A 24,572-nucleotide genomic window follows, 5' to 3' on the forward strand; every position below is an offset into this window, starting at 1 on the left:
GAACGATCCTTTCCTGAAATCCTCCATGACAGCTGAACCCTTGGTGCGCTTCCAGCGTGTCCAGAAAACCTACGACGGCGAGCACCTGGTGGTGCGCCAGCTCGATCTGGACATTCATCGCGGCGAGTTCCTTAGCCTGCTCGGGCCTTCGGGATCGGGCAAGACCACCACGCTGATGATGCTGGCGGGCTTCGAGTCGCCGACCTCGGGCGAGATCCTGCTCGACGGCAAGCCGATCACCCGCACGCCGCCGCACAAGCGCAACTTCGGCATGGTCTTCCAGAACTACGCGCTGTTCCCGCACCTGAGCGTGGGCCAGAACGTGGCCTATCCGCTGACCGTGCGCAAGGTGCCGAAGGACGAGCAGCAGCGCCGCGTGCAGCGCGCGCTCGACATGGTGCAGCTGCGCGGCATGACCGACCGCCTGCCCGGCCAGCTCTCGGGCGGCCAGCAGCAGCGCGTGGCGCTGGCGCGCGCACTGGTGTTCGAGCCGCAGCTGGTGCTGATGGACGAGCCGCTCGGCGCGCTCGACAAGCAGCTGCGCGAGCACATGCAGATCGAGCTCAAGGACCTGCACCGCCAGCTCGGCGTGACCTTCGTGTACGTGACGCACGACCAGGGCGAGGCGCTCACCATGAGCGACCGCGTGGCGGTGTTCAACGAAGGCGTGATCCAGCAGCTGGACACGGTCGACCGGCTCTACGAGACGCCCTCCAACCGCTTCGTGGCCGGCTTCGTCGGCGACAACACGGTGCTCAAGGGACAGCTGGGCCAGCAACAGGGCCATGGCGGCGAGCATGCGGAAATGAAGCTGCCCGACGGCCGCGTCCTGCACGGGCTCAACGTCAGCGGCGCGGCAGCGGGCGCGACCGTCGAGGCCTGCATCCGCCCCGAGCGGGTGGTGCTGCATCGCCGGCCCGACGCGCAGCGCGCCAACATGCTCGACGCCGAGGTGGCGCGGGTCATCTACTTCGGCGATCACCTGCGGCTGCTGTGCAGCGTCGGTGGGGGTCAGGCCGAGGCCACCGTGAAGCTGCCGCTGAACGGCCTCGACGGCGCCGCCGCGCCGCAGGCCGGCGAAGCGGTGGTGCTCGAGTTTCCGACGGCGCATGCGCGCATCTACGCCCCCTGAACCCGGCCGGTTGTTGTTCCCTCGTTTCCCTTCTCCCCTTCTCCATCACCCAGGAAGACTTCCACCATGAAAAAGACTCTCCTCGCCTGCACCGTCGCCGCCAGCTTCGCCCTGCCGGCCTTCGCCCAGCAGCAGCTCACCGTGGTCAACTTCGGCGGCGCCAACGCCAATGCCCAGAAGAAGGCCTACTACGAGCCCTACGAGAAGACCGGCACCAAGATCATTCCGGTCGAATACAACGGCGAGCAGGCCAAGATCAAGGCCATGGTCGAGACGAAGAAGGTCACCTGGGACGTGGTCGAGGTCGAGTCGCCCGACGCCGCGCGCGGCTGCGACGAGGGCCTGTTCGAGAAGCTCGACTACTCCAAGATCGGCAGCAAGGCCGACTTCCTGCCGGCCGCCGTCACCGACTGCGGCGTGGGCCTGTTCGTGTGGTCGACCGTGATGGCCTACAACGGCGAGAAGCTCAAGACCGCGCCCAGCAGCTGGGCCGACTTCTGGGACGTGAAGAAGATCCCCGGCAAGCGCGGCATGCGCAAGGGCGCTCGCTACAACCTCGAGTTCGCGCTCATGGCCGACGGCGTGAAGCCGGCCGACGTCTACAAGGTGCTCGGCACCAAGGAAGGCGCCGACCGCGCGTTCAAGAAGCTCACCGAGCTCAAGCCGAACATCCAGTGGTGGGAAGCCGGCGCGCAGCCGCCGCAGTTCCTGGTGGCCGGCGACGTGGTGCTGACCACCGTCTACAACGGCCGCATCGACGCGGCCAACCGCGAAGGCCGCGACCTCAAGATCTACTGGCCGGGCGGCATCTACGACCTCGACTACCTGGTGATCCCGAAGGGCGCGCCGAACAAGGAAGCCTCGCTGAAGTACATCCAGTTCGCGATGCAGCCGGCCAACCAGGCGGTCTATGCCCAGAACATCGCCTACGGCCCCACCAACACCAAGGCGCTGACCTCGCTCAGCCCCAAGGTGCTGGCCGACCTGCCGACCTCGTCGACCAACGCCAAGGATGCGCTGCAGTTCAACGTCGGCTTCTGGGCCGACCAGGGCGAGGCGCTCGAGAAGCGCTTCGCGGCCTGGGCCACGCAGTAACCAGACAGACGAACCAACCAACGAGCGAGCGCGAAAGAGGCCATGCACGCGGCAACGTCTGTCCCCCCGGTTCCAACGCAGGCCCCGCCCGGCGATCTGCGGCGTGCGCTGGCGCGCGCCGAAGCCCGCCGCAAGTGGCGCGCCTTCGCGCTCACGGCGCCGCTGCTGGTGTTCCTGCTGCTGACGCTGCTGGTGCCCATCGTGGCGCTGCTGCAGCGGGCGGTCGAGAACCCCGAAGTGGCCAACGCGCTGCCGCGCACCGTGCGCGCGCTCGACGGCTGGAACCGCAAGGAGGCGCCCGCGCCCGCGGCCTATGCAGCCATGGCGGCCGATCTGGGCCAGCTGCCCGACAGCTCCGACGCGGGCGCCCTGGCGCGCCGCCTCAACACCGAGATCGCCGGCGCCCGCTCGCTGGTGATGGGCGCCTTCAGGGCATTGCCCATCACCGGCACGCCGGAAGAGATCAAGGCGCGCATGCTGGAGCTCGATCCGCGCTGGGGCGAGGCGCCGTACTGGCAGGCCATCGCCAAGAACGGCTCGCGCTGGACGCCCGACTACCTGCTCGCCTCGGTCGACCTGCGGCGCGACGTGGCCGGCGAGGTGGAGCGCATGCCAGCCGACCAGCGCGCCTTTGCCGGCATCCTGCTGCGCACCTTCCAGATCAGCGCCGTGGTCACCTTCTTCTGCCTGCTGCTGGCCTATCCGCTGGCGTGGTGGCTGTCGACGCTGCCTGCGCGCAAGGCCAACGTGCTGATGATCCTGGTGCTGGTGCCGTTCTGGACTTCCATCCTGGTGCGCGTGGCCGCATGGATCGTGCTTCTGCAGTCCGAGGGGCTGGTCAACCGCGGCCTCATGGGCATCGGCCTGATCGACCAGCCGCTGGCGCTGCTGTTCAACCGCACCGGCGTGATCATCGCGATGGTGCACATCCTGCTGCCCTTCATGATCCTGCCGCTCTACAGCGTCATGAAGAGCGTGCCGCCCACCTACCTGCGCGCGGCCGTCTCGCTGGGCAGCTCGCCGCTGGCGGCCTTCTTCCACGTGTACGTGCCGCAGACCTACCCGGGCATCGGCGCCGGCGCGCTGCTGGTCTTCATCCTGGCGATCGGCTACTACGTGACGCCCGCGCTGCTCGGCGGCGCGGACGACCAGATGCTGAGCTACTACATCGCACGCTACACCAACGTCGAGATCAACTGGGGCATGGCCTGCGCTCTGGGCGCCGTGCTGCTGGTCGCAACGCTGGTGCTCTATGCCGTGTACCGCCGCATCGGCAAGGCCGAGCTGAGCCTCGGCTGAGCGACACGAGAAGCTGTACGAAAGACGGACAAGCATGCTGAAGCTCCCTCAATTCCCGGCCTACGCCACCTTCGCCGACAAGCTCGGCTGGTGGCTCGTGCGCATCGGCTGCGTCGCGGTGCTGGCCTTCCTGCTGGCGCCGATCCTGGTGGTGATCCCGCTGTCGTTCTCCGACAGCTCGTTCCTGGCGTATCCGATCCCGGGCTGGTCGCTGCGCTGGTATCGCAACCTCTTCGATTCGCCAGAGTGGGCGCGCGCGGCGCGCAACAGCTTCATCGTCGCGCCGGCCGCCACCGTGCTGGCCACCGTGCTGGGCACGCTGGCGGCGGTGGGGCTGTCGCGCACGAACTTCGCCTTCAAGGGCCTGCTCATGAGCGTGCTGATCTCGCCGATGGTGGTGCCGATCGTGGTGGTGGGCGTCGCCACGTACCTCTACTTCGCGCCCATCGGGCTGGCCGACACCTACTTCGGGCTGATCGTCGTGCATGCGGCGCTGGGCGCGCCCTTCGTGCTGACCACTGTGCTCGCCACGCTGGCCGGCTTCAACCAGAACCTTGTGCGCGCATCGCTGAGCCTGGGCGAGACGCCGTTCAGGACCTTCATGCGCGTCACGCTGCCGGTGATCGCGCCGGGCGTGATCTCGGGCGCGCTGTTCGCCTTCGCCACTTCGTTCGACGAGGTGGTGGTCACGCTGTTCCTCGCGGGGCCGGACCAGGTCACGCTGCCGCGCCAGATGTTCACCGGCATCCGCGAGAACATCTCGCCCACCATCGCGGCCGTGGCGACGCTGCTGATCGTCTTCACCACCACGCTGCTGCTCGCGCTCGAATGGCTGCGCGGCCGGCGGCGCTGAATACACACACGATGCCCACCACTACAACGACACCGAACCAGCCGCTCGGCGGCAACACCATGCCGCGCTTCGCCGGCCCCGGCACGATGATGCGGCTGCCTTCCGCAACATCGCCCGAAGGACTGGACGCGGCGTTCATCGGCGTGCCGCTGGACATCGGCACTTCCAACCGGCCGGGAGCGCGCTTCGGACCGCGCCAGATCCGCGCCGAGTCGGCGCTGCTGAGGCCCTACAACATGGCCACCGGCGCGGCGCCCTTCGACAAGCTGAGCGTGGCCGACCTGGGCGACGTGCCGATCAACACCTATTCGCTCGACAAGTCGCTGGCCATCATCTCGGCCTTCTACGACACGGTGCTGGCCGCCGGCTGCGCGCCGCTCACGCTCGGCGGCGACCACACCATCGCGCTGCCGATCCTGCGCGCGGTGGCGCGCAGGCATGGTCCGGTCGCGCTGGTGCACGTCGACGCCCATGCGGACGTGAACGACGACATGTTCGGCGAGCGCATCGCCCACGGCACGCCGTTCCGGCGCGCCGTCGAAGAAGGGCTGCTGGCCTGCGACAAGGTCTGGCAGATCGGCCTGCGCGGCACCGGCTATGCGGCGGACGATTTCGACTGGCCGCGCGAGCAGGGCTTCACCGTGGTGCAGGCGCACGAGGTCTGGTACCAGTCGCTCGCGCCGTTGATGGCGCAGGTTCGCGAGCGCATCGGGCCGACTCATCCGGTCTACATCAGCTTCGACATCGACGGCATCGATCCTTCGTTCGCCGGCGGCACGGGCACGCCCGAGATCGGCGGGCTCACCGTGCCGCAGGCGCTGGAGATCGTGCGCGGCTGCCGCGGCCTGAACGTGGTGGGCGCCGACCTGGTGGAGGTCAGCCCGCCCTACGACACGAGCGGGAACACCGCGCTGCTCGGGGCCAATCTGCTCTACGAAATGCTCTGCGTGCTCCCCGGCGTTCCTTTCCGCTGACACCGGGTGCCTGCACCGGTTATTCAATTCCTTCGAGACAACACGACACCATGGATACGAAGACATCCCCCCTCGCACTGCTGAACGACCCGACCCTGCTCAAGACCGACGCACTGATCGCCGGCAAATGGGTCGCCGGCGCCAGCCGCTTCGACGTGAACGACCCGGCCACCGGCCGCAAGCTGGTCGACGTCGCCAACCTTACGCGTGCGGACGCCGCGCATGCCATTGCCGCCGCCAACGAGGCGCTCGCCGCCTGGCGCGGCAAGACCGGCAAGGAACGCAGCATCGTGCTGCGCAAGTGGTTCGACCTGCTGATCGCCAACACCGAAGACCTGGGCCGCCTGATGACCGCCGAGCAGGGCAAGCCCTTTGCCGAGGCCAAGGGCGAGGTCGCCTACGGCGCGAGCTTCATCGAGTGGTTTGCCGAAGAAGCCAAGCGCGTGAATGGCGAGGTGCTGCCGCAGTTCGACAACAACCGCCGCCTGTTGGTGATGAAGCAGCCCATTGGCGTGTGCGCGGCGATCACGCCGTGGAATTTTCCGCTGGCCATGATCACCCGCAAGGTGGCGCCGGCGCTGGCCGCGGGCTGCACGGTCGTCATCAAGCCGGCCGAACTCACGCCGCTGACCGCGCTCGCCGCGGCGGAACTGGCCGTGCGCGCCGGCATTCCGGCGGGCGTGCTCAACGTGCTCACGGCCGACAGCCAGAACAGCATCGCGATCGGCAAGGAGCTGTGCGAGAGCGACGTCGTGCGCCACCTGAGCTTCACGGGCTCCACGGAAGTGGGCCGCATCCTGATGAGCCAGTGCGCACCCACGGTCAAGAAGCTGTCGCTGGAGCTGGGCGGCAACGCGCCCTTCCTGGTGTTCGACGACGCCGATCTCGATTCGGCGGTCGAGGGCGCCATCGCGAGCAAGTACCGCAACGCCGGCCAGACCTGCGTGTGCGCGAACCGGCTGTATGTGCAGGAAGGCATCTATGACGCATTCGTCGAGAAGTTCGCCGCCAGGGTCAGGGCGCTCAAGGTCGGCAACGGCTTCGACGACGGCGTGGTGCAGGGCCCGCTGATCGAGGATGCCGCCCTCGACAAGGTGCAGCGCCATGTGGCCGACGCCGTCGCCAAGGGCGGCAAGGTGCTGGCGGGGGGCCACCGGTTGCAGGGCCAGTTCTTCGAGCCGACCGTGATTGCCGAAGCCACGCCCGACATGCTGTGCGCGCGGGAGGAAACTTTCGGCCCCTTCGCGCCCGTGTTCCGCTTCAGGACCGAGCAGGACGGCATCGACGCGGCGAACAACACCGAGTTCGGCCTGGCGAGCTACTTCTACACCCGCGACGTGGGCCGGATCTTTCGCGTGGCGGAGGCGCTGGAGTACGGCATGGTCGGCATCAATGCCGGCGTGATCGCCACCGAGCACGTGCCCTTCGGCGGCGTGAAGCAGTCGGGCCTGGGGCGCGAAGGCTCGCACCACGGCATGGACGACTACGTCGAGATCAAGTACCTCTGCCTGGGCGACATCCAGAAGTAAGAGGAGCAGGAAAAGGGGCGGAGGCGAGCCCCGCCCTGCCCTACCGCGCCAGCACCGGCGCCAGGGCCACGCCGGTGTGCGTCCCCAGCCGCACCACTTCTTCAGGCGGCGCCGCCGCGACGATGCGCCCGCCCGCGTTGCCGCCCTCGGGCCCGAGGTCGAGGATCCAGTCGGCCTCGGCGATCAGGTCGAGGTCGTGCTCGATCACCACCACGCTGTGGCCGCCGTTCACCAGCCGGTGCAGCACGTGGATCAGCTTCTCGACGTCGGCCATGTGCAGGCCCACGGTCGGCTCGTCGAGCACGTACAGCGTGTGCGGCGCCTTCTGGCCGCGGCGGGTGATGTCGTCGCGCACCTTGCTCAGCTCGGTCACCAGCTTGATGCGCTGCGCCTCGCCGCCCGAGAGCGTGGGCGAGGGCTGCCCCAGCGTGAGGTAGCCCAGCCCCACGTCCTTCAGCAGCTGCAGCGGATGGCTGATGTTGGGCATGCTCGCGAAGAACTCGACGGCCTCGTCGACTTCCATCTTCAGCACGTCGCCGATGCTCTTGCCGCGCCAGCTCACGGCCAGCGTCTCGGGGTTGAAGCGCGCGCCGTGGCAGACCTCGCAGGGCACCTTCACGTCGGGCAGGAAGCTCATCTCGATGGTGCGCACGCCCGCGCCCTCGCAGCCCGGGCAGCGGCCTTCGCCGGTGTTGAAGCTGAAGCGCGCCGGGCCGTAGCCGCGCGCCTTGGCCTCCAGCGTGTCGGCGAAGAGCTTGCGGATGGTGTCCCAGAAGCCGATGTAGGTGGCCGGGCAGCTGCGCGGCGTCTTGCCGATGGGCGTCTGGTCGACCTCGAGCACGCGGTCGATGGTCTCGTAGCCTTCGACGCTGCGGCAGCCCGCCCATGCCGGGCGCTTGCCCGCGGCGTCCGAGTCGCGGCCCGCCTTGGTCATGCGCTGCGTCACGATGGCCTGCACGTTGGCCAGCAGCACGTCGCGCGCCAGCGTGGACTTGCCCGAGCCGCTGACGCCCGTGACGACCACCAGGCGCTGCAGCGGCAGCGTGGCGGTCACGTCCTGCAGGTTGTGCAGGTCGGCGCCGTGCACGGTGAGCCACTCGCCGCTCTTCCCGGCCTTGGGGTCGGGCGAGGGCACCAGGCGGCGCGCCTGCAGCGGGTGCCTGATGGCGTCGCGCAGGTAGCGGCCGGTCTGCGAGTCGTCGGCCTTCTGGATGTCGGCCACCGTGCCTTCGGCCACCAGCCTGCCGCCGCGCTTGCCGGCGCTCGGGCCGATGTCGATGATGTGGTCGGCGCGGCGGATGGTGTCCTCGTCGTGCTCCACCACCACCAGCGTGTTGCCCTTGTCGCCGAGCTTGTGCAGGGCGTCGAGCAGGATCTGGTTGTCGCGCGCGTGCAGGCCGATGGTCGGCTCGTCGAGCACGTAGCACACGCCCTGCAGGTTGCTGCCGAGCTGCGCCGCCAGGCGGATGCGCTGCGCCTCGCCGCCCGAGAGCGTGGGCGCGCCGCGGTCGAGCGTGAGGTAGCCCAGGCCCACTTCTTCCAGGAACTCGAGCCGGCTCCTGATTTCCGGCACCAGGTCGCGCGCGATCTCGGCTTCGCGGCCGGTGAGCGTCAGCCCGTCGAACCACTGCCGCACCTCGGTCACGCTCATGCGCGCGAGCTCGGTGATGCCGATGCCGCCCGAGCCGTCGGCCGCGGTGCCGAAGCTCACGGCGCGCGCCGTGGCGTTCAGGCGCGTGCCCTCGCAGGTCGGGCAGGCCACGTCGGCCAGGTCTTCCACCTCGGGCTCGGCGAAGGTCTGCTCGCGGCCCTTGTCGTCGCCGGCCAGCACGGAGTCGTCGAACACCTTGCGCTGGTCCTTGCTGAGCTTGACGCCGGTGCCCACGCAGTCGGGGCACCAGCCGTGCTTGCTGTTGTAGCTGAACAGGCGCGGATCGAGCTCTGCGTAGCTGGTGCTGCACACCGGGCAGGCGCGCAGCGTGGAGAACACGTTGACGCGGCCGATGCCGGCCGCGGACACGCCCGCCATCATCGCGGCGCGCAGCCCGTCGAGCTCGCTCAGCACGTGCACCACGCCCTTGCCGTGCTCCAGCGCCTTGGCCAGCGCCTCGCGCAGCTCGTTCTCCTTCGAGGGCAGCACGTCGAGGCTGGCCACCGGCAGCTCGATGCTGTGCTCCTTGAAGCGGTCGATGCGCGGGAAGCCGGTGGTCGGCAGGAAGTCGCCGTCCACGCGCAGATGCGTGAAGCCGCGCGGGCGCGCCCAGTCGGCCAGCTCGGTGTACACGCCCTTGCGGTTGGTCACCAGCGGCGCGAGCAGGCCGATGTGCTGGCCCTTGAAGTTGCGCATGAGCTGCGCGGCGATGCTGTCGGGCGTCTGCGGCTGCACGGCGGCGCCGTCGTGGATGCAGTGCTGGATGCCCAGCTTCACGTACAAGAGGCGCAGGAAGTGCCAGACCTCGGTGGTGGTGCCCACCGTGCTCTTGCGACCGCCGCGCGACAGGCGCTGCTCGATGGCCACGGTCGGCGGAATGCCGTACACCGCGTCCACCTCGGGCCGGCCGGCCGGCTGCACGATGCTGCGCGCGTAGGCGTTGAGCGATTCCAGGTAGCGGCGCTGCCCTTCGTTGAACAGGATGTCGAAGGCCAGCGTCGACTTGCCCGATCCGCTCACGCCCGTCACCACGCTGAACTTGCCGCGCGGGATGTCCACGCTCAGGTTCTTCAGGTTGTGCTCGCGCGCGTTGACAATCTCCACGGCATCGGCGCCCGGCGCCTTCTTGGCGTTGGCGATGTAGCGGCGCGCGGCGCGCTCGGCCACCTTGTAGGCGTCGGGGCCGATGGCCAGCTCGTAGTCGGCCAGCGCGGCGCCGGTGAGCGAGGCGCGGTTCTCGCGCAGCTGCTCGGGCGTGCCTTCGGCCACCACCTGGCCGCCGCCCTCGCCGCCTTCGGGGCCGAGGTCGATGAGCCAGTCGCTGGCACGGATCACGTCGAGGTTGTGCTCGATCACGATCAGCGAATGGCCGGCGTCCAGCAGCTTGCGCAGCGCGCGCATCAGCCGCGCGATGTCGTCGAAGTGCAGGCCGGTGGTCGGCTCGTCGAACAGGAAGAGCGTGCCCTTGCGCGCCACCGACTGCTTGCTGGCGGTGGCGTTCTTCGCGGCCTCGGCCAGGAAGCCCGCGAGCTTCAGCCGCTGCGCCTCGCCGCCGCTGAGCGTGGGCACGGGCTGGCCGAGCTTGACGTAGTCCAGGCCCACGTCGGAAATCGGCTGCAGCACGCGCAGCACGTCGCGGTCGGCCTCGAACACCGCCGCCGCCTCGGCCACGGTGAGTTCGAGCACGTCGGCCACGTTGTAGCTCTTGCCCTTGCGTTCCACGCGCACTTCGAGGATCTCGGGGCGGTAGCGCTTGCCGTCGCAGTCGGGGCAGCGCAGGTACACGTCGGACAGGAACTGCATCTCGACGTGCTCGAAGCCCGAGCCGCCGCAGGTCGGGCAGCGCCCGTCGCCGGAGTTGAAGCTGAACTTGCTGGCGGTGTAGCCGCGCTGGCGCGAGAGCGTCGCGGTGGCGAAGATCTCGCGGATGGCGTCCCACGCGCCCACATAGCTCGCCGGGTTGGAGCGCGCGGTCTTGCCGATGGGCGACTGGTCGACGAACACCACGTCGCCGAGGTGGTCGGCACCCAGCAGGCGGTCGTGCGCGCCCGGGCTCTCGGTGGCCTTGCCGAAGTGGCGCATGAGCGCCGGCGCCAGCACGTCCTGTATGAGCGTGGACTTGCCCGAGCCGCTCACGCCGGTAACGCATACCAGCCGCGCCAGCGGGAACTCGACCGTCACGTTCTTCAGGTTGTGCTCGCGCACGCCTTCGAGGATGAGGCGGTGCGTGTTCTCGCTCACCAGCCGCTTGAAGCCCATGCCGATCTTCTTGCGCCCGCCCAGGTACAGGCCGGTGAGCGTCTCGGCGTCGCGCAGCTGGTCGGTGGTGCCGTCGAACACCACCTGCCCGCCGCGCGCGCCGGGCCCCGGGCCCATGTCGATCACGCGATCGGCGGCCAGCATCACGGCCGGGTCGTGCTCGACCACCACCAGCGTGTTGCCCGCGTCGCGCAGGCGCAGCATGGCCTCGGTGATGCGGTTCATGTCGCGCGGGTGCAGACCGATGCTGGGCTCGTCGAGCACGAACAGCGTGTTGACCAGCGAGGTGCCGAGCGCGGTCGTGAGGTTGATGCGCTGCACCTCGCCGCCGCTGAGCGTGCGGCTCTGGCGGTCGAGCGTGAGGTAGCCGATGCCGACGTCGTGCAGGTAGCGCAGGCGCGTGGTGATTTCCTCGAACAGCAGCTTCAGCGCCTGCAGCTCGCCTTCGCTCGCCGTGTGGCCGTTGCTGCGGTGCTCGATGCGGTCGAAGAGCTGGCGCAGCCGCTCGATGGGCAGCAGCATCAGGTCGTGCAGGCACAGGCCGGGCAGCGCCTCGAGCTGCGCGCGCGTCCACCTGGCGCCGGTGGGCATGAAGCGCTTCTCGGGCGGCAGCACCGCGTCGGCGTCTTCCTTGCTGCCGATGCGCCACAGCAGGCTGTCGAGCTTCAGGCGCGCGCCGCTGCAGGTGGGGCACGGCGTGTAGCTGCGGTACTTGGACAAGAGCACGCGGATGTGCATCTTGTAGGCCTTGCTCTCCAGGTAGCCGAAGAAGCGGCGCACGCCGTACCACTGCTTGTTCCAGTTGCCTTCCTTGTAGTTGGGCGTGCCCTCGATCACCCAGTGCTTCTGCTCCTCGGTGAGCTTGTTCCAGGGCGTGTCGCGCGGAATGCCGGCCGCCTCTGCGTGGCGCATGAGGTCGTCCTGCGCCTCTTTCCATGCCGGCGTCTGGATGGTCTTGATGGCGCCGGCGCGCAGCGTGAGCTTGTCGTTCGGGATCACCAGCCCCAGGTCGACGCCGATCACGCGGCCGAAGCCGCGGCAGGTCTCGCAGGCGCCGACGGCCGAGTTGAACGAGAACATCGACGGGATCGGGTCGGCGTAGCGGATGTCGCTCTCGGGGCAGTGCAGGCCGGTCGAGAACTTCCACACGTCGGTGGACGCGTTTTCCTCGGACCCCGTGGCATGCACCGTGACGCGCCCGCTGCCGCGCTTGAGCGCAACCTCGATGGCTTCCACCACGCGCGAGCGCTCGGCGCTCGATGCGCGGAAGCGGTCGGCCACCACGTCGAGCACCTTGCGCGGCCCGGTGGGCGTGGCCACCTCGCGCTCGGCCTGCACGCGCGTGAAGCCGCTCGCCGACAGCCATTGCGTGACCTCCTCGGCCGTGGTGCTCGCCGGCAGTTCGACCGGGAAGGTGACCACGAGGCGCGGATCACCCGCCGCAGCCGCGCGCTCGACGATCTGCGCGTAGATGCTGTCGGGCGAGTCGTGGCGCACCGGCAGCGCGGTCTCGCGGTCGAACAGGTTCGCCGCGCGCGCGAAGAGCAGCTTCAGGTGGTCGTTCAGCTCGGTCATCGTGCCGACCGTGGAGCGCGAGGAGCGCACCGGGTTGGTCTGGTCGATGGCGATGGCGGGCGGCACGCCTTCGACCTTGTCGACGGCCGGCTTGTCCATGCGGTCCAGGAACTGGCGCGCGTAGGCGGAGAAGGTCTCCACGTAGCGCCGCTGGCCTTCGGCATAGAGGGTGTCGAAAACGAGACTCGACTTGCCCGAGCCGCTGGGCCCGGTGACCACCGTCATTTCGCCGGTGCGGATGTCGAGATCGAGGTTCTGGAGGTTGTGCTGGCGCGCGCCGCGAATCCGGATGGAGCCCTGTGTCATGAGTGCCTTGGGGGGTGGGGCAAACATTCTAGGGAGTGCTCCGTGACGGGTTTGCGCACTAGGTCACAAGGTCGGGGGTTGCGCAGGGGTTTGTCCTGATGGAATTCACGACACTTTCAGAAACAAATACCACATTTGTTTTCATGGCAGCCCGAACCGGGCGCCCGCATTGCCTCGAAAGGTTTCCATGACGAAAACGCGCATGCTCTGCGCCACCGCACTGCTGGCCTTCAGCGCGCTCGGCGCGTCGGCCCAGATCCTGATCGGGCAGACCGCCGGCATGACCGGCTCGGTGGCGGCGAGCGTGAACGAAACCATCGGCGGCGCGCAGCTGGTGATCGACGCGGCCAACGCCCAGGGCGGCATCCACGGCGAGAAGATCGAGGTGCTGCGCATGGACGACGGCTTCGACGTGAAGCGCGCCAGCGAGAACGCACGCGTGCTGATCGAGGACAAGAAGGTGCTGGCGCTCTTCATGAGCCGCGGCACGCCGCACTCGCAGGCGATCATCCCCTGGCTCGACAAGTACGACGTGGCGCTCATCGGCCCCTCCACCGGCGCGATGGCGCTGCACAAGCCGCTGCAGAAGCACGTGTTCAACGTTCGCGCCACCTATCAGCGCGAGGCCGAGAAGGCGGTGCAGCACCTGCTGACCATCGGCCTCACGCGCATCGCGGTGGTGTACGTGACCGACTCCTTCGGCTCCGACGCCCTCGAAGGAGCGATGACCGGCTTCGCCAAGGGCAACGCGAAGCCGACCGTGACCATCCCGGCCGACCGCGACAAGCCCGACTACAAGGCCATCGTGCCCGCCATCAAGGACGCCAATGCGCAGGCCGTGGTGTGGATCGGCTCCGGCGTGGCGGTGGTCGACGGCATCAAGGCGCTGCGTGCGGCGGGTTCGGCGGCGCAGGTGGTCACGCTGTCGAACAACGCCTCGTCGGGCTTCATCAAGCAGCTGGGCGACGCGAGCAAGGGCGTGATCGTGACGCAGGTGTTTCCCAACGAGCGTTCGCTCGGCCAGCCGATGGTGAAGGAAGCCCTGGCTCTCGCGCAGGCCAAGGGCCAGGCCGAGCTGTCGCCGGCCGCGCTCGAGGGCTTCGCCTCGGCCAAGGTGCTGGTGGAGGCCCTGCGCCGCGCCGGCCCCAAGCCCACGCGCGCAAGGATGGTGGCAGCGCTCGAAAGCCTGCGCGGCTACGACCTGGGCGGCGGGCTGGAGGTGAGCTATTCGCCGACCGACCACAGCGGCATCGATTTCGCGGACCTGTCGATCATCAGCGACGGGCGCTTCAAGCGTTGAGTCCCCGCCCCCAGAGGGCGTTTCCACAGGCCCGCCGGTGCGAACCGGCGGGCTTTTTTTTCGCCTGAAAACCTTGGTCTGACAGGGTTTGCGCGAGCTAGCGATCTGTGACGTTCAGCAACACATTACACACCTGTTGACAGAAGCACCCCGCTTCGTGGAAAGGCTTTGCTCGATGAAGAAGACGTTCACGTCCTGCGCCGTTGCGCTGCTCCTGGCCATGGCGGCGCCGGGTGCTTCGGCCCAGATCCTGATCGGCCAGTCCGCCGACCTCTCGGGCCCGGTGGCGGCCAGCGTCAAGGAAACCATCATGGGCTCGCAGCTGGTCATCGACCAGGTCAACGCCCAGGGAGGCATCAACGGCGAGCAGATCGAGATGATCCGCATGGACGACGGCCTCGACGCCAAGCGCTCGCTGGAGAACACGCGCGTGCTCATCGAGGACAAGAAGGTGCTCGCGCTGCTGCTCAACCGCGGCACGCCCAACACGCTCGCGGTGATCCCGCTGCTCGACAAGTACGGCGTGGCGCTGGTCGGCCCCTCGACGGGCGCGATGGCGCTGCACAAGCCGCTGCAGAAGAACATCTTCAACGTGCGCTCGACCTACCAGCGCGAGGCCGAGAAGGCGGTGCAGCACCTGCAGACCACCGGCATCCAGCGCATCGCCGTCGTGCAGGCCGACGACTCCTTCGGCAAGGACGCGATGGAAGGCGCGAACAAGGGCTTCGAGAAGGCCAACCTGAAGCCGGCCGTGGTGGCGCTGGCCGACCGCAACAAGCCCGACTACGCGACCATCGTGCCGCAGCTCACCAAGGCGAACGCGCAGGCGGTGCTGTGGATCGGCTCGGGCACGGCCGTCACCGACGGCGTGAAGGCGCTGCGCGCCGCGGGCTCGGCGGCACAGATCATCACGCTGTCGAACAACGCGGCCTCGGGCTTCATCAAGGAGCTGGGCTCGGCGAGCGCGGGCGTGATCGTCACGCAGGTGCTGCCCTACGAGCGCTCGTTCGGCCATCCGCTCATCAAGGAAGCGCTGGCGCTGGCCAAGGCCAAGGGCCAGAACGAGCTGTCGCCCGCGCTGCTCGAAGGCTTCGTCGCCACCAAGGTGATGGTGGAGGCGCTGCGCCGCACCGGCCCGAAGCCCACGCGCGCGAAGCTCATCGCCACGCTGAACGCCTTCCAGTACGACGTGGGAGGCGGGCTCGACATCAGCTACTCGCCGACCGACCACACCGGCATCGACTACGTCGACCTGTCGATCGTGAGCGACGGCCGCTTCAAGAGGTAGGGCTCGCCCTCAGGCTGCGCGCACCTCGTGCGCTTCGCCGACCCTCTGCCGGAGGCAACACCTGCGGCCCGGCAAAGCCGGTTCCGCGGTGTTCCGCATGAATCTTCGGGTTTACTTCGGCGCGGCGGCGGGCGCCGGCTCGTGCGTGGTGGTGTCGCCACCATGCTTCTCGCCCGACATGTCGACCTTGTCACCGGCCTTCGAGATCACGTACAGGGCAATGGCGGCGAAGATGACGAAGCCGACGACGAGTTTCCACATGGGTTTTGTCTCCTGGATGGTTCAAGAAAAAGGCCTCATGCGGTCGGCATGAAGCCTCTTTGTTGAACGGAGGGCGCGGCGCCCTCCTTTTGTCTTGCTCTTGTTCGCGACGATCAGTCGTTCGCGTAGATGTCCACGTCCTTGGTCTCGCGGATGAAGAGCGTGCCCACCACCAGCGTGATGCCGGCGATGATGATCGGATACCACAGGCCGTTGAACATGTTGCCGGTGGAGGCAACGATGGCGAAGGCGGTGGTCGGCAGCAGGCCGCCGAACCAGCCGTTGCCGATGTGGTACGGCAGGCTCATCGAGGTGTAGCGGATGCGCGTGGGGAACAGCTCCACCAGCATCGCGGCGATCGGGCCGTAGACCATGGTCACCAGCAGCACCAGCCAGAACAGCAGCACGATGGTCAGCACCTTGTTGATCTTGGCGGGGTCGGCCTTGGCCGGATAGCCCGCGACCTTCAGGTCTTCGGCAACGCCCTTCTTGAACGCGGCGATCTCCTTGACGGAGTTCTCGTCGAACTTGGAGTTCACGACAGTCCCCACGGGCGCCTCGACCGTCTTGTCGCCGATCTTCACGACGGCCTTCGAGCCCGGCGCGCCGGCCACGTTCTCATAGCTCACCGAGTTCTGCACGAGGTAGCGCTTGGCGATGTCGCACGAGCTGCGGAAGTCGATCTCGCGGGCCACCGGGTTGCCCTGGAACGAGCAGGTCGCCGGGTCGGCCGTCACCGTCACGCCGGCCGTGGCCTGTGCGCGGGCGAGGTCGGGGTTGGCGGCTTCGGTCAGCATCTTGAAGACCGGGAAGTAGGTGACCACGGCCAGCAGGCAGCCGGCCATGATGATGGGCTTGCGGCCGATCTTGTCCGACAGCGTGCCGAACACCACGAAGAAGGGCGTGCCCAGCAGCAGTGCCGCGGCGATCATCAGGTTGGCCGTGGTCGCGTCGACCTTCAGCTGTGCCGTCAGGAAGAACAGCGCATAGAACTGGCCCGAATACCAGACCACTGCCTGGCCGGCCGTCAGGCCCACCAGCGCCAGGATCACGATCTTCAGGTTCTTCCACTGGCCGAAGGACTCGGACAGCGGCGCCTTCGAGGTCTTGCCCTCTGCCTTCATCTTCTGGAAGGCGGGCGACTCCGACAGCGTCAGGCGGATCCACACCGAGATGCCCAGCAGCAGGATCGACACCAGGAACGGAATGCGCCAGCCCCAGTCGTTGAATGCCGCTTCGCCCATGAACTCGCGCACGCCCAGGATCACCAGCAGGCTCAGGAACAGGCCGAGCGTGGCGGTGGTCTGGATCCACGAGGTGTAGGCGCCGCGCTTGCCGTGCGGCGAGTGCTCGGCCACGTAGGTGGCGGCACCGCCGTACTCGCCGCCGAGCGCGAGGCCCTGCAGCATGCGCAGCGCGATCAGGATCACCGGCGCCGCGACGCCGATGGTCGCGTAGCTCGGCAGCAGGCCGACGATGAAGGTCGACAGGCCCATGATCAGGATCGTCACCAGGAAGGTGTACTTGCGCCCGATCATGTCGCCCAGGCGGCCGAACACGATGGCGCCGAACGGACGCACCAGGAAGCCGGCGGCGAAGGCCAGCAGCGCGAAGATGAAGGCGGCGCCGGCATCCAGGCCGCTGAAGAACTGCTTCGCGATGATCGCGGCCAGCGAGCCGTAGAGATAGAAGTCGTACCACTCGAACACGGTGCCGAGCGAGGAGGCGAAGATGACTTTCTTCTCCTCCGAGGACATGGGCCGGGGGGCCGGATGCGGCACTCCCCTCGAATCTAGTGTGGCTGCCATTGGTCGTCTCCTGTGTATGCGTACATTCGTTCCCGGCATTCGGGACCGTGAGGCATTCTTGGAGGCGCGACTGACCCGAGCCTTTCGCGAAACTGAACCGGTGCTTACGGATTAGGGTGAAACCCGCGGGGCGCGTTTCAGCTTGTAAGAAATCGGACCCTTGCGCGGGTTTGTACTCAGGCCGGTTTGCTGCCGCGCAGCAAGGCCGGGCGCTGGTCCGCCGAGGCCCATTGCGGACCGTCGAACCAGGCATCGCCCTTCAGGTATGCGCGCAGCATCTGCAGGCCGTCGAAGCCCCAGAACAGGCGGCCGTCGACCACGTAGGAAGGCGTGCCGAACACGCCCTGCTGCAGCGCTTCGTCGGTGTTGCGCTTGAGCAGGGCCTTGCTCTCGTCGCTGTTCGCGTCGCGCTTCGGCTTGAGCTGTGCGGCGAGCGCGGCAAGGCGCGCGGCATCGCCCGCATCCTCGCCGCCGCGCCACACGTGGCGGAAGATGGTCTCGGCAGCGAGGCGGCTGATGCTGCCGTCGTCGCCCGTGGACACCGCGAGCCGCAGGTGCGGCAGCGGGTTGTAGGGATGCGAGGCCGGCATCTGGATCTCGATGCCGTGCGTGTGGCCCAGCCAGAGCACGTGGCGGTAGGTCCAGCTGCGCTTCGACGGGATCTCGGCCGGGCCGAGCTGGCCGTGCTGCTTGAGCAGCGCGCCCAGCAGCACCGGCTTGTAGGCCACGCTGTAGCTCAGGCCTTCCAGCGCCTCGGGCAGGTGCTCGAAGGCGAGGTGCGCGTAGGGCGAGATGAAGTCCAGATGGAAGTCGATGTGCTTCATGCGTGCCTGTCTCCTGTGTCGCTTGTGCCGTCTGGAGCCCGCCAGATGCCGGCCTTGGCCCGCAACTCTATCGCGCGCCACACGTGGCGCCGGGTTTCGTCTTCCATCCTGCTCCAGCCCGCGATCTCGGGAATGGTGCGCAGGCAGCCTTCGCAGAAGCCGCTCAGGCGGTCCATGCGACAGACCGACGAGCACGGCGAGGGCACGTCTTCCACCATGGCCTGCACGGCCACGGCGCGTTCGGCAAGCGTCTCGGCTTCCGCGAAATTCACACCACGTCGGCCACCGGCGCGCCGGTGAGCTTCTCGAGGTCGTGCGGGCGAAGCTGGAACACTGCATGCGGATGGCCGGCCGCGGCCCAGATTTCCTCGAAGCGGAACAGCTCGCGGTCGATCAGCACCACGGGCGGCGTCACATGACCCACGGGCGACACGCCGCCGATGGTGAAGCCGGTGCGCGCCTTCACGAAGTCGGCGTCGGCGCGGCCGGTCTTGCCGACCAGCGCGTCGACCTTCTTCTCGTCCACGCGCTTGTCGCCCGAGGTGATGACGAGCACCGCCACTTCATCGCTCTTGCGCCGGAAGATGATGCTCTTGGCGATCTGGCCGACCGAGATGCCGAGCGCGTCGGCCGCCTGCTGCGCGGTGCGGCAGGCGTCGTCGAGCATGCGTGGGGAATGGGGATGACCGGCATCCTGCAGCGCGCGGGAAACGCGCCGGACGCCTTCGGGGAGGGATTGGAGTTCAGAACCGCACATGGATTCGAATCTATCAGGCTGTCGCCAGACTGGCGGTAGAGCGTCGTCGAGCGCCGCTCAGGCGCTGCGCTTGAACATGAACAGGAACGCGCCCATCGCCATCAGCACGCCGCCGAAGACGCGGTTCTGCGCGCGCCGTGCGCGCACGCTGCGAAGCATGCCCTGCAGGCGCGCCGCCAGCCAGGCGTAGCCGTGCATCACGGTCACGTCGACCATCACCGTCGTGGCCAGCAGCACCAGCAGCTGCAGCCACAGGGGCCGCGTCGGCTGGATGAACTGCGGCAGCACGGCCGCCATGAAGACGATGCCCTTGGGGTTGGTCACGTTGGTCAGGAAGCCGCGCAGCACGCGCTGCGAGGCCGTGAGGTCGGGCTCGGCCGACGCCTCCTGCGCATTGCCTTCAGCCTTCGCGACGGGGGCGCGCCACTGGCGCCAGCCCAGCCACAGCAGGTAGCACGCGCCGACCACCTTGATGACCGTGAAGGCGGTAGCCGAGGCGGTGAGCACCGCACCCACGCCGAGGCCGGCCACCAGCAGGATCACGGCGAGCCCCAGCTGGAGCCCGACGATGGTCGCCGTGGTGCGGCGCACACCGTAGCTGAGGCCATGGCTCATGCTGAGCACGGCGCCCGAGCCGGGCGACACGGCGATGACGCAACTCGCCACCAGGAATGCGAGCCAGACATGCAGGTCCACGCTTGTTCCTCTTCTTTCGGTTTGCGATGCGCTTCAGCCGGCCCGCTTGGTGCGGATGGCCTTCGAGGCGCGGGAGTTCGGCTCGCGGCCCAATGCCTCGCTGATGTAGACGCCCGCGTCGATCAGCCTGTCGAGGTCGATGCCGGTCTCGATGCCCATGCCGTGCAGCATGTAGACCACGTCTTCCGTCGCCACGTTGCCCGTCGCGCCCTTGGCGTAGGGGCAGCCGCCCAGGCCGGCCGAGGACGACTGGAAGTTCCACACGCCCAGCTCGAGCGCCGCCAGCGTGTTGGCCAGCGCCTGCCCGTAGGTGTCGTGGAAGTGGCCGGAGATGGCGTCGACATCGAAGTGCGCCAGCGTGGCCTCCATGGCCGCCTGCACCTTGCGCGGCGTGCCCACGCCGATGGTGTCGGCCACGTCCACGCGCTGCACGCCGATGCCCTTCATCAGCTGCGCGAGGTAGCCGACCTTGGCCGGCGCGATCTCGCCCTCGTAGGGGCAGCCGACCGTGCACGACATCGCGCCGCGCACCTGGATGCCCTTCTCGAGCGCCGCGGCCACCACGGGCGCGAAGCGCTCGATGCTCTCGGCGATGGAGCAGTTGATGTTCTTCTGGCTGAAGGCCTCGCTCGCCGCGCCGAACACCACGATCTCGTCGGGCCATTCCTCGCGCGGTGCGGCGATGGCCGCCTCGAAGCCCTTCATGTTGGGCGTGAGCACCGAGTAGCGCACGCCGGGCCTGCGCCGGATGCCGTGCATCACCTCGGCGTTGTCGGCCATCTGCGGCACCCACTTGGGACTCACGAAGCTGGTGACCTCGATCTCCTTCAGGCCCGCGTCCTGCAGGCGGTGCACGAGGCCGATCTTCACTTCGGCGGAGACGGGCTGCTTTTCGTTCTGCAGGCCATCGCGCGGGCCGACGTCGACGAGGCTGACTTTGGTGGGGAGTTTCATGGGATGTCTCTTGTATCGCAGGAGGATGGAAGACCGCCTCCGATTGTCGGCCACATGGAAATACCCTGCCTGGTACACAAGCGGCGGAAGGTAGCAATGCGTGCCTGTGGCGTTGCAAATGGTGCCAGCCGCGCGGCGCCGGCGGCTGGAAGAGCCGGCTAAACGGTTTCGCGCTGCTCGAAGCCTTCGGGCAGGTCGTCCGCCGGCCTGGCGCCGACCATGTCGCCCAGGTCCACGGCATCGACGCGCGCACCGTCCGGCCCCTGATGCGCCCAGCGCACCAAAGCCTCCACTGCGCCGGCCTCGCCTGCGGCAAGCGCCTCCACGCTGCCGTCGCGCCGGTTGCGCACCCAGCCGCGCACGCCGAGCCGCCGCGCGGCCTGCACCATCGACCAGCGGTAGCCCACGCCCTGCACGAGGCCGCGGATCACGAGATGGCGGGTGACGGTGTTCATGGCTCGAGAGGAAGAGATCAGTACGACTTGGGCAGCCCCAGCGCCTTCTCGGCGATGAAGTTCAGGATCATCTGCGGGCTTACCGGCGCGATGCGCGGGATGTAGCTCTCGCGCAGCAGCCGCTCCACATGGTATTCCTTCGCATAGCCCATGCCGCCGAGCGTGAGCACCGCGTTCTGGCAAGCATCGTGCGCCGCCTCGGCCGCGAGGTACTTGGCGGCGTTGGCCTCGATGCCGCAAGGCTCGCCCGCGTCGTAGAGCGTCGCGGCCTTGAGCATCATCAGGTCGGCCGCCTCCAGGTTGGCCCAGGCGCGCGCCAGCGGATGCGCCACGCCCTGGTTCTGCCCGATGGGCCGGCCGAACACGACGCGCTCCTGCGCGTACTGCGAGGCGATGCGCAGCGCCGCACGGCCGATGCCGATGGCTTCCGCCGCGATCAATATGCGCTCGGGGTTGAGCCCGTGCAGGATGTACTCGAAGCCCCGGCCTTCCTCGCCGATGCGGTCTTCCTCCGGCACGTGGAGCCCATCGATGAAGAGCATGTTGGAGTCCACCGCCGCACGGCCCAGCTTGTGGATCTCGCGCACCTCGACCTTGCTGCGATCCAGCGGCGTGTAGAACAGCGTGAGGCCCTGCGTGGGCTTCTTCACCTGGTCGAGCGGCGTGGTGCGCGTGAGGATCAGCATGCGGTCGGCCACCTGCGCGGTCGAGATCCAGATCTTGCGGCCGTGCAGCAGATAACCGCCATCGGGCTGGCGCACGGCCTGCGTCTTCAGGCTGGTGGTGTCGAGCCCCGCATCGGGCTCGGTCACCGCGAAGCAGGCCTTCTCGGTGCCCGCGATCAGCGGCGGCAGGAAGCGCTGGCGCTGCTCTTCGCTGCCGAACACCACCACCGGGTTGAGCCCGAAGATGTTCATGTGCACCGACGACGCGCCGGACATGCCCGCGCCCGACGCGCTGATGGCGCGCATCATCAGCGCCGCCTCGGTGATGCCGAGCCCCGCGCCGCCCTGCGCCTCGGGCATGGCGATGCCTAGCCAGCCGCTCTCGGCCACGGCGCGGTGGAACTCGTGCGGGAACACGGCGCGGTCGTCGTGGTCGCGCCAGTAGTCGATGGGAAAGTCCTCGCAGAGGCGTTCGATGGCGGCGACCAGCGAGCGCTGGTCTTCGTTCAGGGAAAAGTCCATTTCAGTCCTTGGCTGTGTCGGGTTGCAGCGTCACGCCGCGTTCGAGCATGCGCTCGATGGCCTCGTCGCCGTAGCCCGCCTCGCGCAGCAGCTCCACGCTCTGCTCGCCGATGCGCGGCGCCGGGCGGCGAATGGCGGCCGGCGTGGCGCTGTAGCGGCCGACCGGCGCGAGGGTGCGGATGCGGCCCTCGCTCGGGTGGTCGAGCTCGGGATAGAAACCGACGGCGCGCAGGTGCGGGTCGTCGAGCAGGGATTCGGTGCTGTGCAGGCGCGCGACCGGGATGTCGGCGGCAGACAGCGCGGCGAACCACTCGTCGCTGCCGCGCGTGGCCATCACCTCGGCCACGAACGCATAGACCGCGCCGATGTTCGCGGCGCGCGCGGTGTGCGTGCCGAACATCGGCGAGCTGCGCAGCTCCGGCCGGCCGATCACGTCGAAGAAGGCCTGCCAGTGCTTGTCGTTGTAGATGAGTACGCTGAGGTAGCCGTCGGCCGTGGCGTACGGCTTGCGATGCGGCGCGAGCAGGCGCGCATAGCCGGTGGGGCCGAGCGGGGGCTCGAAGCTGTGCCCGCCGAGATGGTCGCCCATGACGAACTGCGACAGCGCCTCGAACATCGGCACCTCGACGGCCTGGCCCTTGCCGGTGCGCTGGGCATGCAACACGGCGGCCAGCAGCGCGATGGCGGCCTGCAGCCCCACCGCGCGGTCGGCGAGCGTGACGGGCGCGTAGCGCGGCGCGCCGCCGCTTTGCTGCGCGAACAGCGAGGCGACGCCGGCCGCGCCCTGGATCAGGTCGTCGTACGCCGGCTTGCCCGCATAAGGGCCCTGCTCGCCGTAGCCGAAGGCGCCGAGGTAGACGATCTTCGGGTTCGCCGCCGACACCGCCTCGTAGCCTAGCCCGAGCCGCGCCATCGCCTGCGGCCGCGTGTTGTAGATGAGCGCATCGCTGCCCGCCGCCAGCCGCAGGCAGGCTTCGCGGCCCTCGGGCTGCTTGAGGTCGAGCACGATCGAGCGCTTGTTGCGGTTGAGGTGCATCGCCATCGCGCCCATGCCCGGGTTGCGCATCGGGCCGACGGCGCGCAGGTTGTCGCCGCCGGGCGGCTCGACCTTGATGACGTCGGCGCCGAGGTCGCCCAGCGTCTGCGTCGCATACGGCCCCATCACCACGGCCGTGAGGTCGAGGATGCGGATGCCTTCGAGAGGTCCAGGAGTATTCATGTCTTCGCTCCTTCCCCCTCTGGGGGAAGGCTGGGATGGGGGCAGGCAGGGCGCCCGATGGAGACGCCGCATGCCCCCACCCCTGCCCTCCCCCAACGGGGGAGGGAGAAATGCAGATTCAAGGCAGTGCTCATTCGGGCTGGATCCCCGCGGCCTGGATCAGCTTCTTCCACTTCGCCAGTTCCGACACGGTGAATCCGCCCAGCTCTTCCGGCGTGCTGCCGAAGGCGTCGAAGCCCAGCTTCGCCACGCGCTCGCGGAAGACCGGGCCGTTCGCCATCTCGGCGAGCGCCTTGTTGAGCTTCAGCACGATGTCGCGCGGCGTGCCGGCCGGCGCGAACACGCCGTTCCACGAGGTGATGTCGAAGCCCTTGAGCTCCGGCGTGTCGGCCAGTGGCGGCAGTTCGGGAAAGAGCTTGGTGCGCTCCTGCGTGGTGACGGCGATCGCGCGCATCTTGCCGGCCTTCACCGTGGCGAGGCCCGCCGCGAGGTCGACCACCATCATCGAGACCTGCCCGCCGATCAGGTCGGCGATGGCCGGCGGCGTGCTCTTGTAGGGCACGTGCAGCATCGGCACGCCGCTCATGCGCGAGAGCGTGGCGCCGCTCACGATGCCGGTGCTGTTGCCGCTCGCGTAGGTGAGCTTGCCCGGGTGGGCGCGGCCCCAGGCCAGCAGCTCGGCCACGCTCTTCACGGGCAAGTCGTTGTTCACCACCAGCATGAAGGGCAGGTTGCCCATGCGGCTCACCGGCGCGAAGTCTTTCACGGGGTCGTAGGGCAGCGACTTCATCAGGCTCGGGTTGGCCGAATGCGTGGTGTTGGTCGTCATGAACAGCGTGTAGCCGTCCGGCGCCGCCTTGGCGACGTACTCGGCCGCGATCACGCCGTTGGCGCCCGCCCGGTTGTCGATGATCACCGAGGCCTTGAGCGCCTCGCCCAGCATCTGCCCGGTGATGCGCGCCACCGCGTCGGTGCCGCTGCCGGCGGCGAAGGGCACGACGATGCGTATCGGCTGCTTCGGGTAGCCGTCCTGCGCGAAGGCCCAGGGCATGGCGCCCGCGAGGCCCGCGGCCGCGCCGATGGAAATGAAACGGCGACGGTTCGCCATCGCGGCCGGTTGCCCGGTCGCGTTCTTCGTTGTCTGCATGGT

The 24,572-nt window shown here is 68.5% G+C and carries 20 protein-coding genes; 8 read left to right on the forward strand and 12 right to left on the reverse strand.

The annotated features are described in order from the left end of the window. Positions 1-25: 25 nt before the first annotated feature. The 6 genes from ABL840_RS34640 (at position 26) to ABL840_RS34665 (ending at position 6,882) form a co-directional block, all read left to right on the forward strand. Complete coding sequence (locus ABL840_RS34640; protein ID WP_093205861.1) at positions 26-1,132, forward strand: ABC transporter ATP-binding protein; 1,107 nt, start codon at positions 26-28, stop codon at positions 1,130-1,132. Positions 1,133-1,198: 66 nt separating this feature from the next. Beyond that, positions 1,199-2,227, forward strand: a complete 1,029-nt coding sequence (locus tag ABL840_RS34645) for an ABC transporter substrate-binding protein (RefSeq protein WP_093205863.1) — start codon at positions 1,199-1,201, stop codon at positions 2,225-2,227. A 42-nt stretch (positions 2,228-2,269) separates the two neighbouring features. Continuing rightward, positions 2,270-3,526 carry an ABC transporter permease gene (locus tag ABL840_RS34650; RefSeq protein ID WP_093304642.1) on the forward strand — a complete coding sequence of 419 codons (1,257 nt, stop codon included), beginning with the start codon at positions 2,270-2,272 and terminating at the stop codon, positions 3,524-3,526. A 34-nt stretch (positions 3,527-3,560) separates the two neighbouring features. Further along, the gene (locus ABL840_RS34655; RefSeq protein WP_093205867.1) at positions 3,561-4,379 is read left to right on the forward strand and encodes an ABC transporter permease; all 819 of its coding nucleotides are present in this window, start codon (positions 3,561-3,563) and stop codon (positions 4,377-4,379) included. 11 nt (positions 4,380-4,390) lie between these two features. After that, positions 4,391-5,353 (forward strand): agmatinase, encoded by a 963-nt coding sequence (gene speB, locus ABL840_RS34660; protein WP_093304761.1) that lies wholly within the window; start codon positions 4,391-4,393, stop codon positions 5,351-5,353. A 50-nt stretch (positions 5,354-5,403) separates the two neighbouring features. Continuing rightward, the gene (locus ABL840_RS34665) at positions 5,404-6,882 is read left to right on the forward strand and encodes an NAD-dependent succinate-semialdehyde dehydrogenase (RefSeq protein ID WP_093304644.1); all 1,479 of its coding nucleotides are present in this window, start codon (positions 5,404-5,406) and stop codon (positions 6,880-6,882) included. Between the two features lie 40 nt (positions 6,883-6,922). Here ABL840_RS34665 and uvrA read toward each other — a convergent pair whose 3' ends face one another. Then, a complete protein-coding gene (gene uvrA / locus ABL840_RS34670) occupies positions 6,923-12,673 on the reverse strand; it encodes an excinuclease ABC subunit UvrA (RefSeq protein WP_093304646.1) in 5,751 nt (1,916 codons plus the stop codon). 187 nt (positions 12,674-12,860) lie between these two features. Here uvrA and ABL840_RS34675 point away from each other — a divergent pair, with 187 nt between their 5' ends. Both ABL840_RS34675 and ABL840_RS34680 read left to right on the forward strand, forming a co-directional pair. Further along, on the forward strand, positions 12,861-13,973 hold the full coding sequence (locus ABL840_RS34675) for an ABC transporter substrate-binding protein (RefSeq protein WP_093205873.1): 1,113 nt from the start codon (positions 12,861-12,863) through the stop codon (positions 13,971-13,973). A 175-nt stretch (positions 13,974-14,148) separates the two neighbouring features. Then, positions 14,149-15,261, forward strand: coding sequence for an ABC transporter substrate-binding protein (locus tag ABL840_RS34680; protein ID WP_093205874.1), 1,113 nt, complete (start codon positions 14,149-14,151; stop codon positions 15,259-15,261). A gap of 111 nt (positions 15,262-15,372) precedes the next feature. Here ABL840_RS34680 and ABL840_RS34685 read toward each other — a convergent pair whose 3' ends face one another. The 11 genes from ABL840_RS34685 to ABL840_RS34735 all read right to left on the reverse strand — a co-directional run bounded on the left by ABL840_RS34685 (position 15,373) and on the right by ABL840_RS34735 (position 24,569). Then, on the reverse strand, positions 15,373-15,522 hold the full coding sequence (locus ABL840_RS34685) for a hypothetical protein (RefSeq protein ID WP_019656389.1): 150 nt from the start codon (positions 15,520-15,522) through the stop codon (positions 15,373-15,375). A 113-nt stretch (positions 15,523-15,635) separates the two neighbouring features. Next, positions 15,636-17,330, reverse strand: coding sequence for an MFS transporter (locus tag ABL840_RS34690; RefSeq protein WP_093205876.1), 1,695 nt, complete (start codon positions 17,328-17,330; stop codon positions 15,636-15,638). Positions 17,331-17,506: 176 nt separating this feature from the next. Continuing rightward, a complete protein-coding gene (locus ABL840_RS34695; RefSeq protein ID WP_093205878.1) occupies positions 17,507-18,154 on the reverse strand; it encodes a 2-hydroxychromene-2-carboxylate isomerase in 648 nt (215 codons plus the stop codon). Beyond that, positions 18,151-18,426 carry a DUF1289 domain-containing protein gene (locus tag ABL840_RS34700; RefSeq protein WP_093304648.1) on the reverse strand — a complete coding sequence of 92 codons (276 nt, stop codon included), beginning with the start codon at positions 18,424-18,426 and terminating at the stop codon, positions 18,151-18,153. The genes ABL840_RS34695 and ABL840_RS34700 overlap by 4 nt, the downstream gene beginning before the upstream one ends. Then, positions 18,423-18,911 carry a YbaK/EbsC family protein gene (locus tag ABL840_RS34705; protein WP_093205882.1) on the reverse strand — a complete coding sequence of 163 codons (489 nt, stop codon included), beginning with the start codon at positions 18,909-18,911 and terminating at the stop codon, positions 18,423-18,425. The genes ABL840_RS34700 and ABL840_RS34705 overlap by 4 nt, the downstream gene beginning before the upstream one ends. Positions 18,912-18,968: 57 nt before the next feature. Further along, the gene (rhtB, locus tag ABL840_RS34710) at positions 18,969-19,607 is read right to left on the reverse strand and encodes a homoserine/homoserine lactone efflux protein (RefSeq protein ID WP_093205884.1); all 639 of its coding nucleotides are present in this window, start codon (positions 19,605-19,607) and stop codon (positions 18,969-18,971) included. 33 nt (positions 19,608-19,640) lie between these two features. Further along, positions 19,641-20,561: a hydroxymethylglutaryl-CoA lyase gene (locus ABL840_RS34715; protein ID WP_093304650.1), complete on the reverse strand. Its 921-nt coding sequence runs from the start codon at positions 20,559-20,561 to the stop codon at positions 19,641-19,643. 158 nt (positions 20,562-20,719) lie between these two features. Beyond that, a complete protein-coding gene (locus tag ABL840_RS34720) occupies positions 20,720-21,016 on the reverse strand; it encodes an acylphosphatase (RefSeq protein ID WP_093205888.1) in 297 nt (98 codons plus the stop codon). 17 nt (positions 21,017-21,033) lie between these two features. Beyond that, on the reverse strand, positions 21,034-22,203 hold the full coding sequence (locus ABL840_RS34725; protein ID WP_093304652.1) for an acyl-CoA dehydrogenase family protein: 1,170 nt from the start codon (positions 22,201-22,203) through the stop codon (positions 21,034-21,036). Position 22,204: 1 nt separating this feature from the next. Beyond that, positions 22,205-23,422 carry a CaiB/BaiF CoA transferase family protein gene (locus ABL840_RS34730; protein ID WP_093304653.1) on the reverse strand — a complete coding sequence of 406 codons (1,218 nt, stop codon included), beginning with the start codon at positions 23,420-23,422 and terminating at the stop codon, positions 22,205-22,207. Between the two features lie 130 nt (positions 23,423-23,552). Continuing rightward, positions 23,553-24,569: a Bug family tripartite tricarboxylate transporter substrate binding protein gene (locus tag ABL840_RS34735; protein WP_093304655.1), complete on the reverse strand. Its 1,017-nt coding sequence runs from the start codon at positions 24,567-24,569 to the stop codon at positions 23,553-23,555. Between the last annotated feature and the right edge of the window lie 3 nt (positions 24,570-24,572).

Source organism: Variovorax sp. NFACC27 (genome assembly GCF_048301545.1).
Taxonomy (GTDB): Bacteria; Pseudomonadota; Gammaproteobacteria; order Burkholderiales; family Burkholderiaceae_C; genus Variovorax; species Variovorax gossypii.

Excerpts from the sequence above, each read along its gene's own strand:
- ABL840_RS34640 (WP_093205861.1), top strand. The coding sequence starts at position 26 with ATGACAGCTGAACCCTTGGTGCGCTTCCAGCGTGTCCAGAAAACCTAC.
- ABL840_RS34645 (WP_093205863.1), top strand. The coding sequence starts at position 1,199 with ATGAAAAAGACTCTCCTCGCCTGCACCGTCGCCGCCAGCTTCGCCCTG.
- ABL840_RS34650 (WP_093304642.1), top strand. The coding sequence starts at position 2,270 with ATGCACGCGGCAACGTCTGTCCCCCCGGTTCCAACGCAGGCCCCGCCC.
- ABL840_RS34655 (WP_093205867.1), top strand. The coding sequence starts at position 3,561 with ATGCTGAAGCTCCCTCAATTCCCGGCCTACGCCACCTTCGCCGACAAG.
- speB (WP_093304761.1), top strand. The coding sequence starts at position 4,391 with ATGCCCACCACTACAACGACACCGAACCAGCCGCTCGGCGGCAACACC.
- ABL840_RS34665 (WP_093304644.1), top strand. The coding sequence starts at position 5,404 with ATGGATACGAAGACATCCCCCCTCGCACTGCTGAACGACCCGACCCTG.
- uvrA (WP_093304646.1), bottom strand. The coding sequence starts at position 12,673 with ATGACACAGGGCTCCATCCGGATTCGCGGCGCGCGCCAGCACAACCTC.
- ABL840_RS34675 (WP_093205873.1), top strand. The coding sequence starts at position 12,861 with ATGACGAAAACGCGCATGCTCTGCGCCACCGCACTGCTGGCCTTCAGC.
- ABL840_RS34680 (WP_093205874.1), top strand. The coding sequence starts at position 14,149 with ATGAAGAAGACGTTCACGTCCTGCGCCGTTGCGCTGCTCCTGGCCATG.
- ABL840_RS34685 (WP_019656389.1), bottom strand. The coding sequence starts at position 15,522 with ATGTGGAAACTCGTCGTCGGCTTCGTCATCTTCGCCGCCATTGCCCTG.
- ABL840_RS34690 (WP_093205876.1), bottom strand. The coding sequence starts at position 17,330 with ATGGCAGCCACACTAGATTCGAGGGGAGTGCCGCATCCGGCCCCCCGG.
- ABL840_RS34695 (WP_093205878.1), bottom strand. The coding sequence starts at position 18,154 with ATGAAGCACATCGACTTCCATCTGGACTTCATCTCGCCCTACGCGCAC.
- ABL840_RS34705 (WP_093205882.1), bottom strand. The coding sequence starts at position 18,911 with ATGTGCGGTTCTGAACTCCAATCCCTCCCCGAAGGCGTCCGGCGCGTT.
- ABL840_RS34715 (WP_093304650.1), bottom strand. The coding sequence starts at position 20,561 with ATGAAACTCCCCACCAAAGTCAGCCTCGTCGACGTCGGCCCGCGCGAT.
- ABL840_RS34720 (WP_093205888.1), bottom strand. The coding sequence starts at position 21,016 with ATGAACACCGTCACCCGCCATCTCGTGATCCGCGGCCTCGTGCAGGGC.
- ABL840_RS34725 (WP_093304652.1), bottom strand. The coding sequence starts at position 22,203 with ATGGACTTTTCCCTGAACGAAGACCAGCGCTCGCTGGTCGCCGCCATC.
- ABL840_RS34730 (WP_093304653.1), bottom strand. The coding sequence starts at position 23,422 with ATGAATACTCCTGGACCTCTCGAAGGCATCCGCATCCTCGACCTCACG.
- ABL840_RS34735 (WP_093304655.1), bottom strand. The coding sequence starts at position 24,569 with ATGCAGACAACGAAGAACGCGACCGGGCAACCGGCCGCGATGGCGAAC.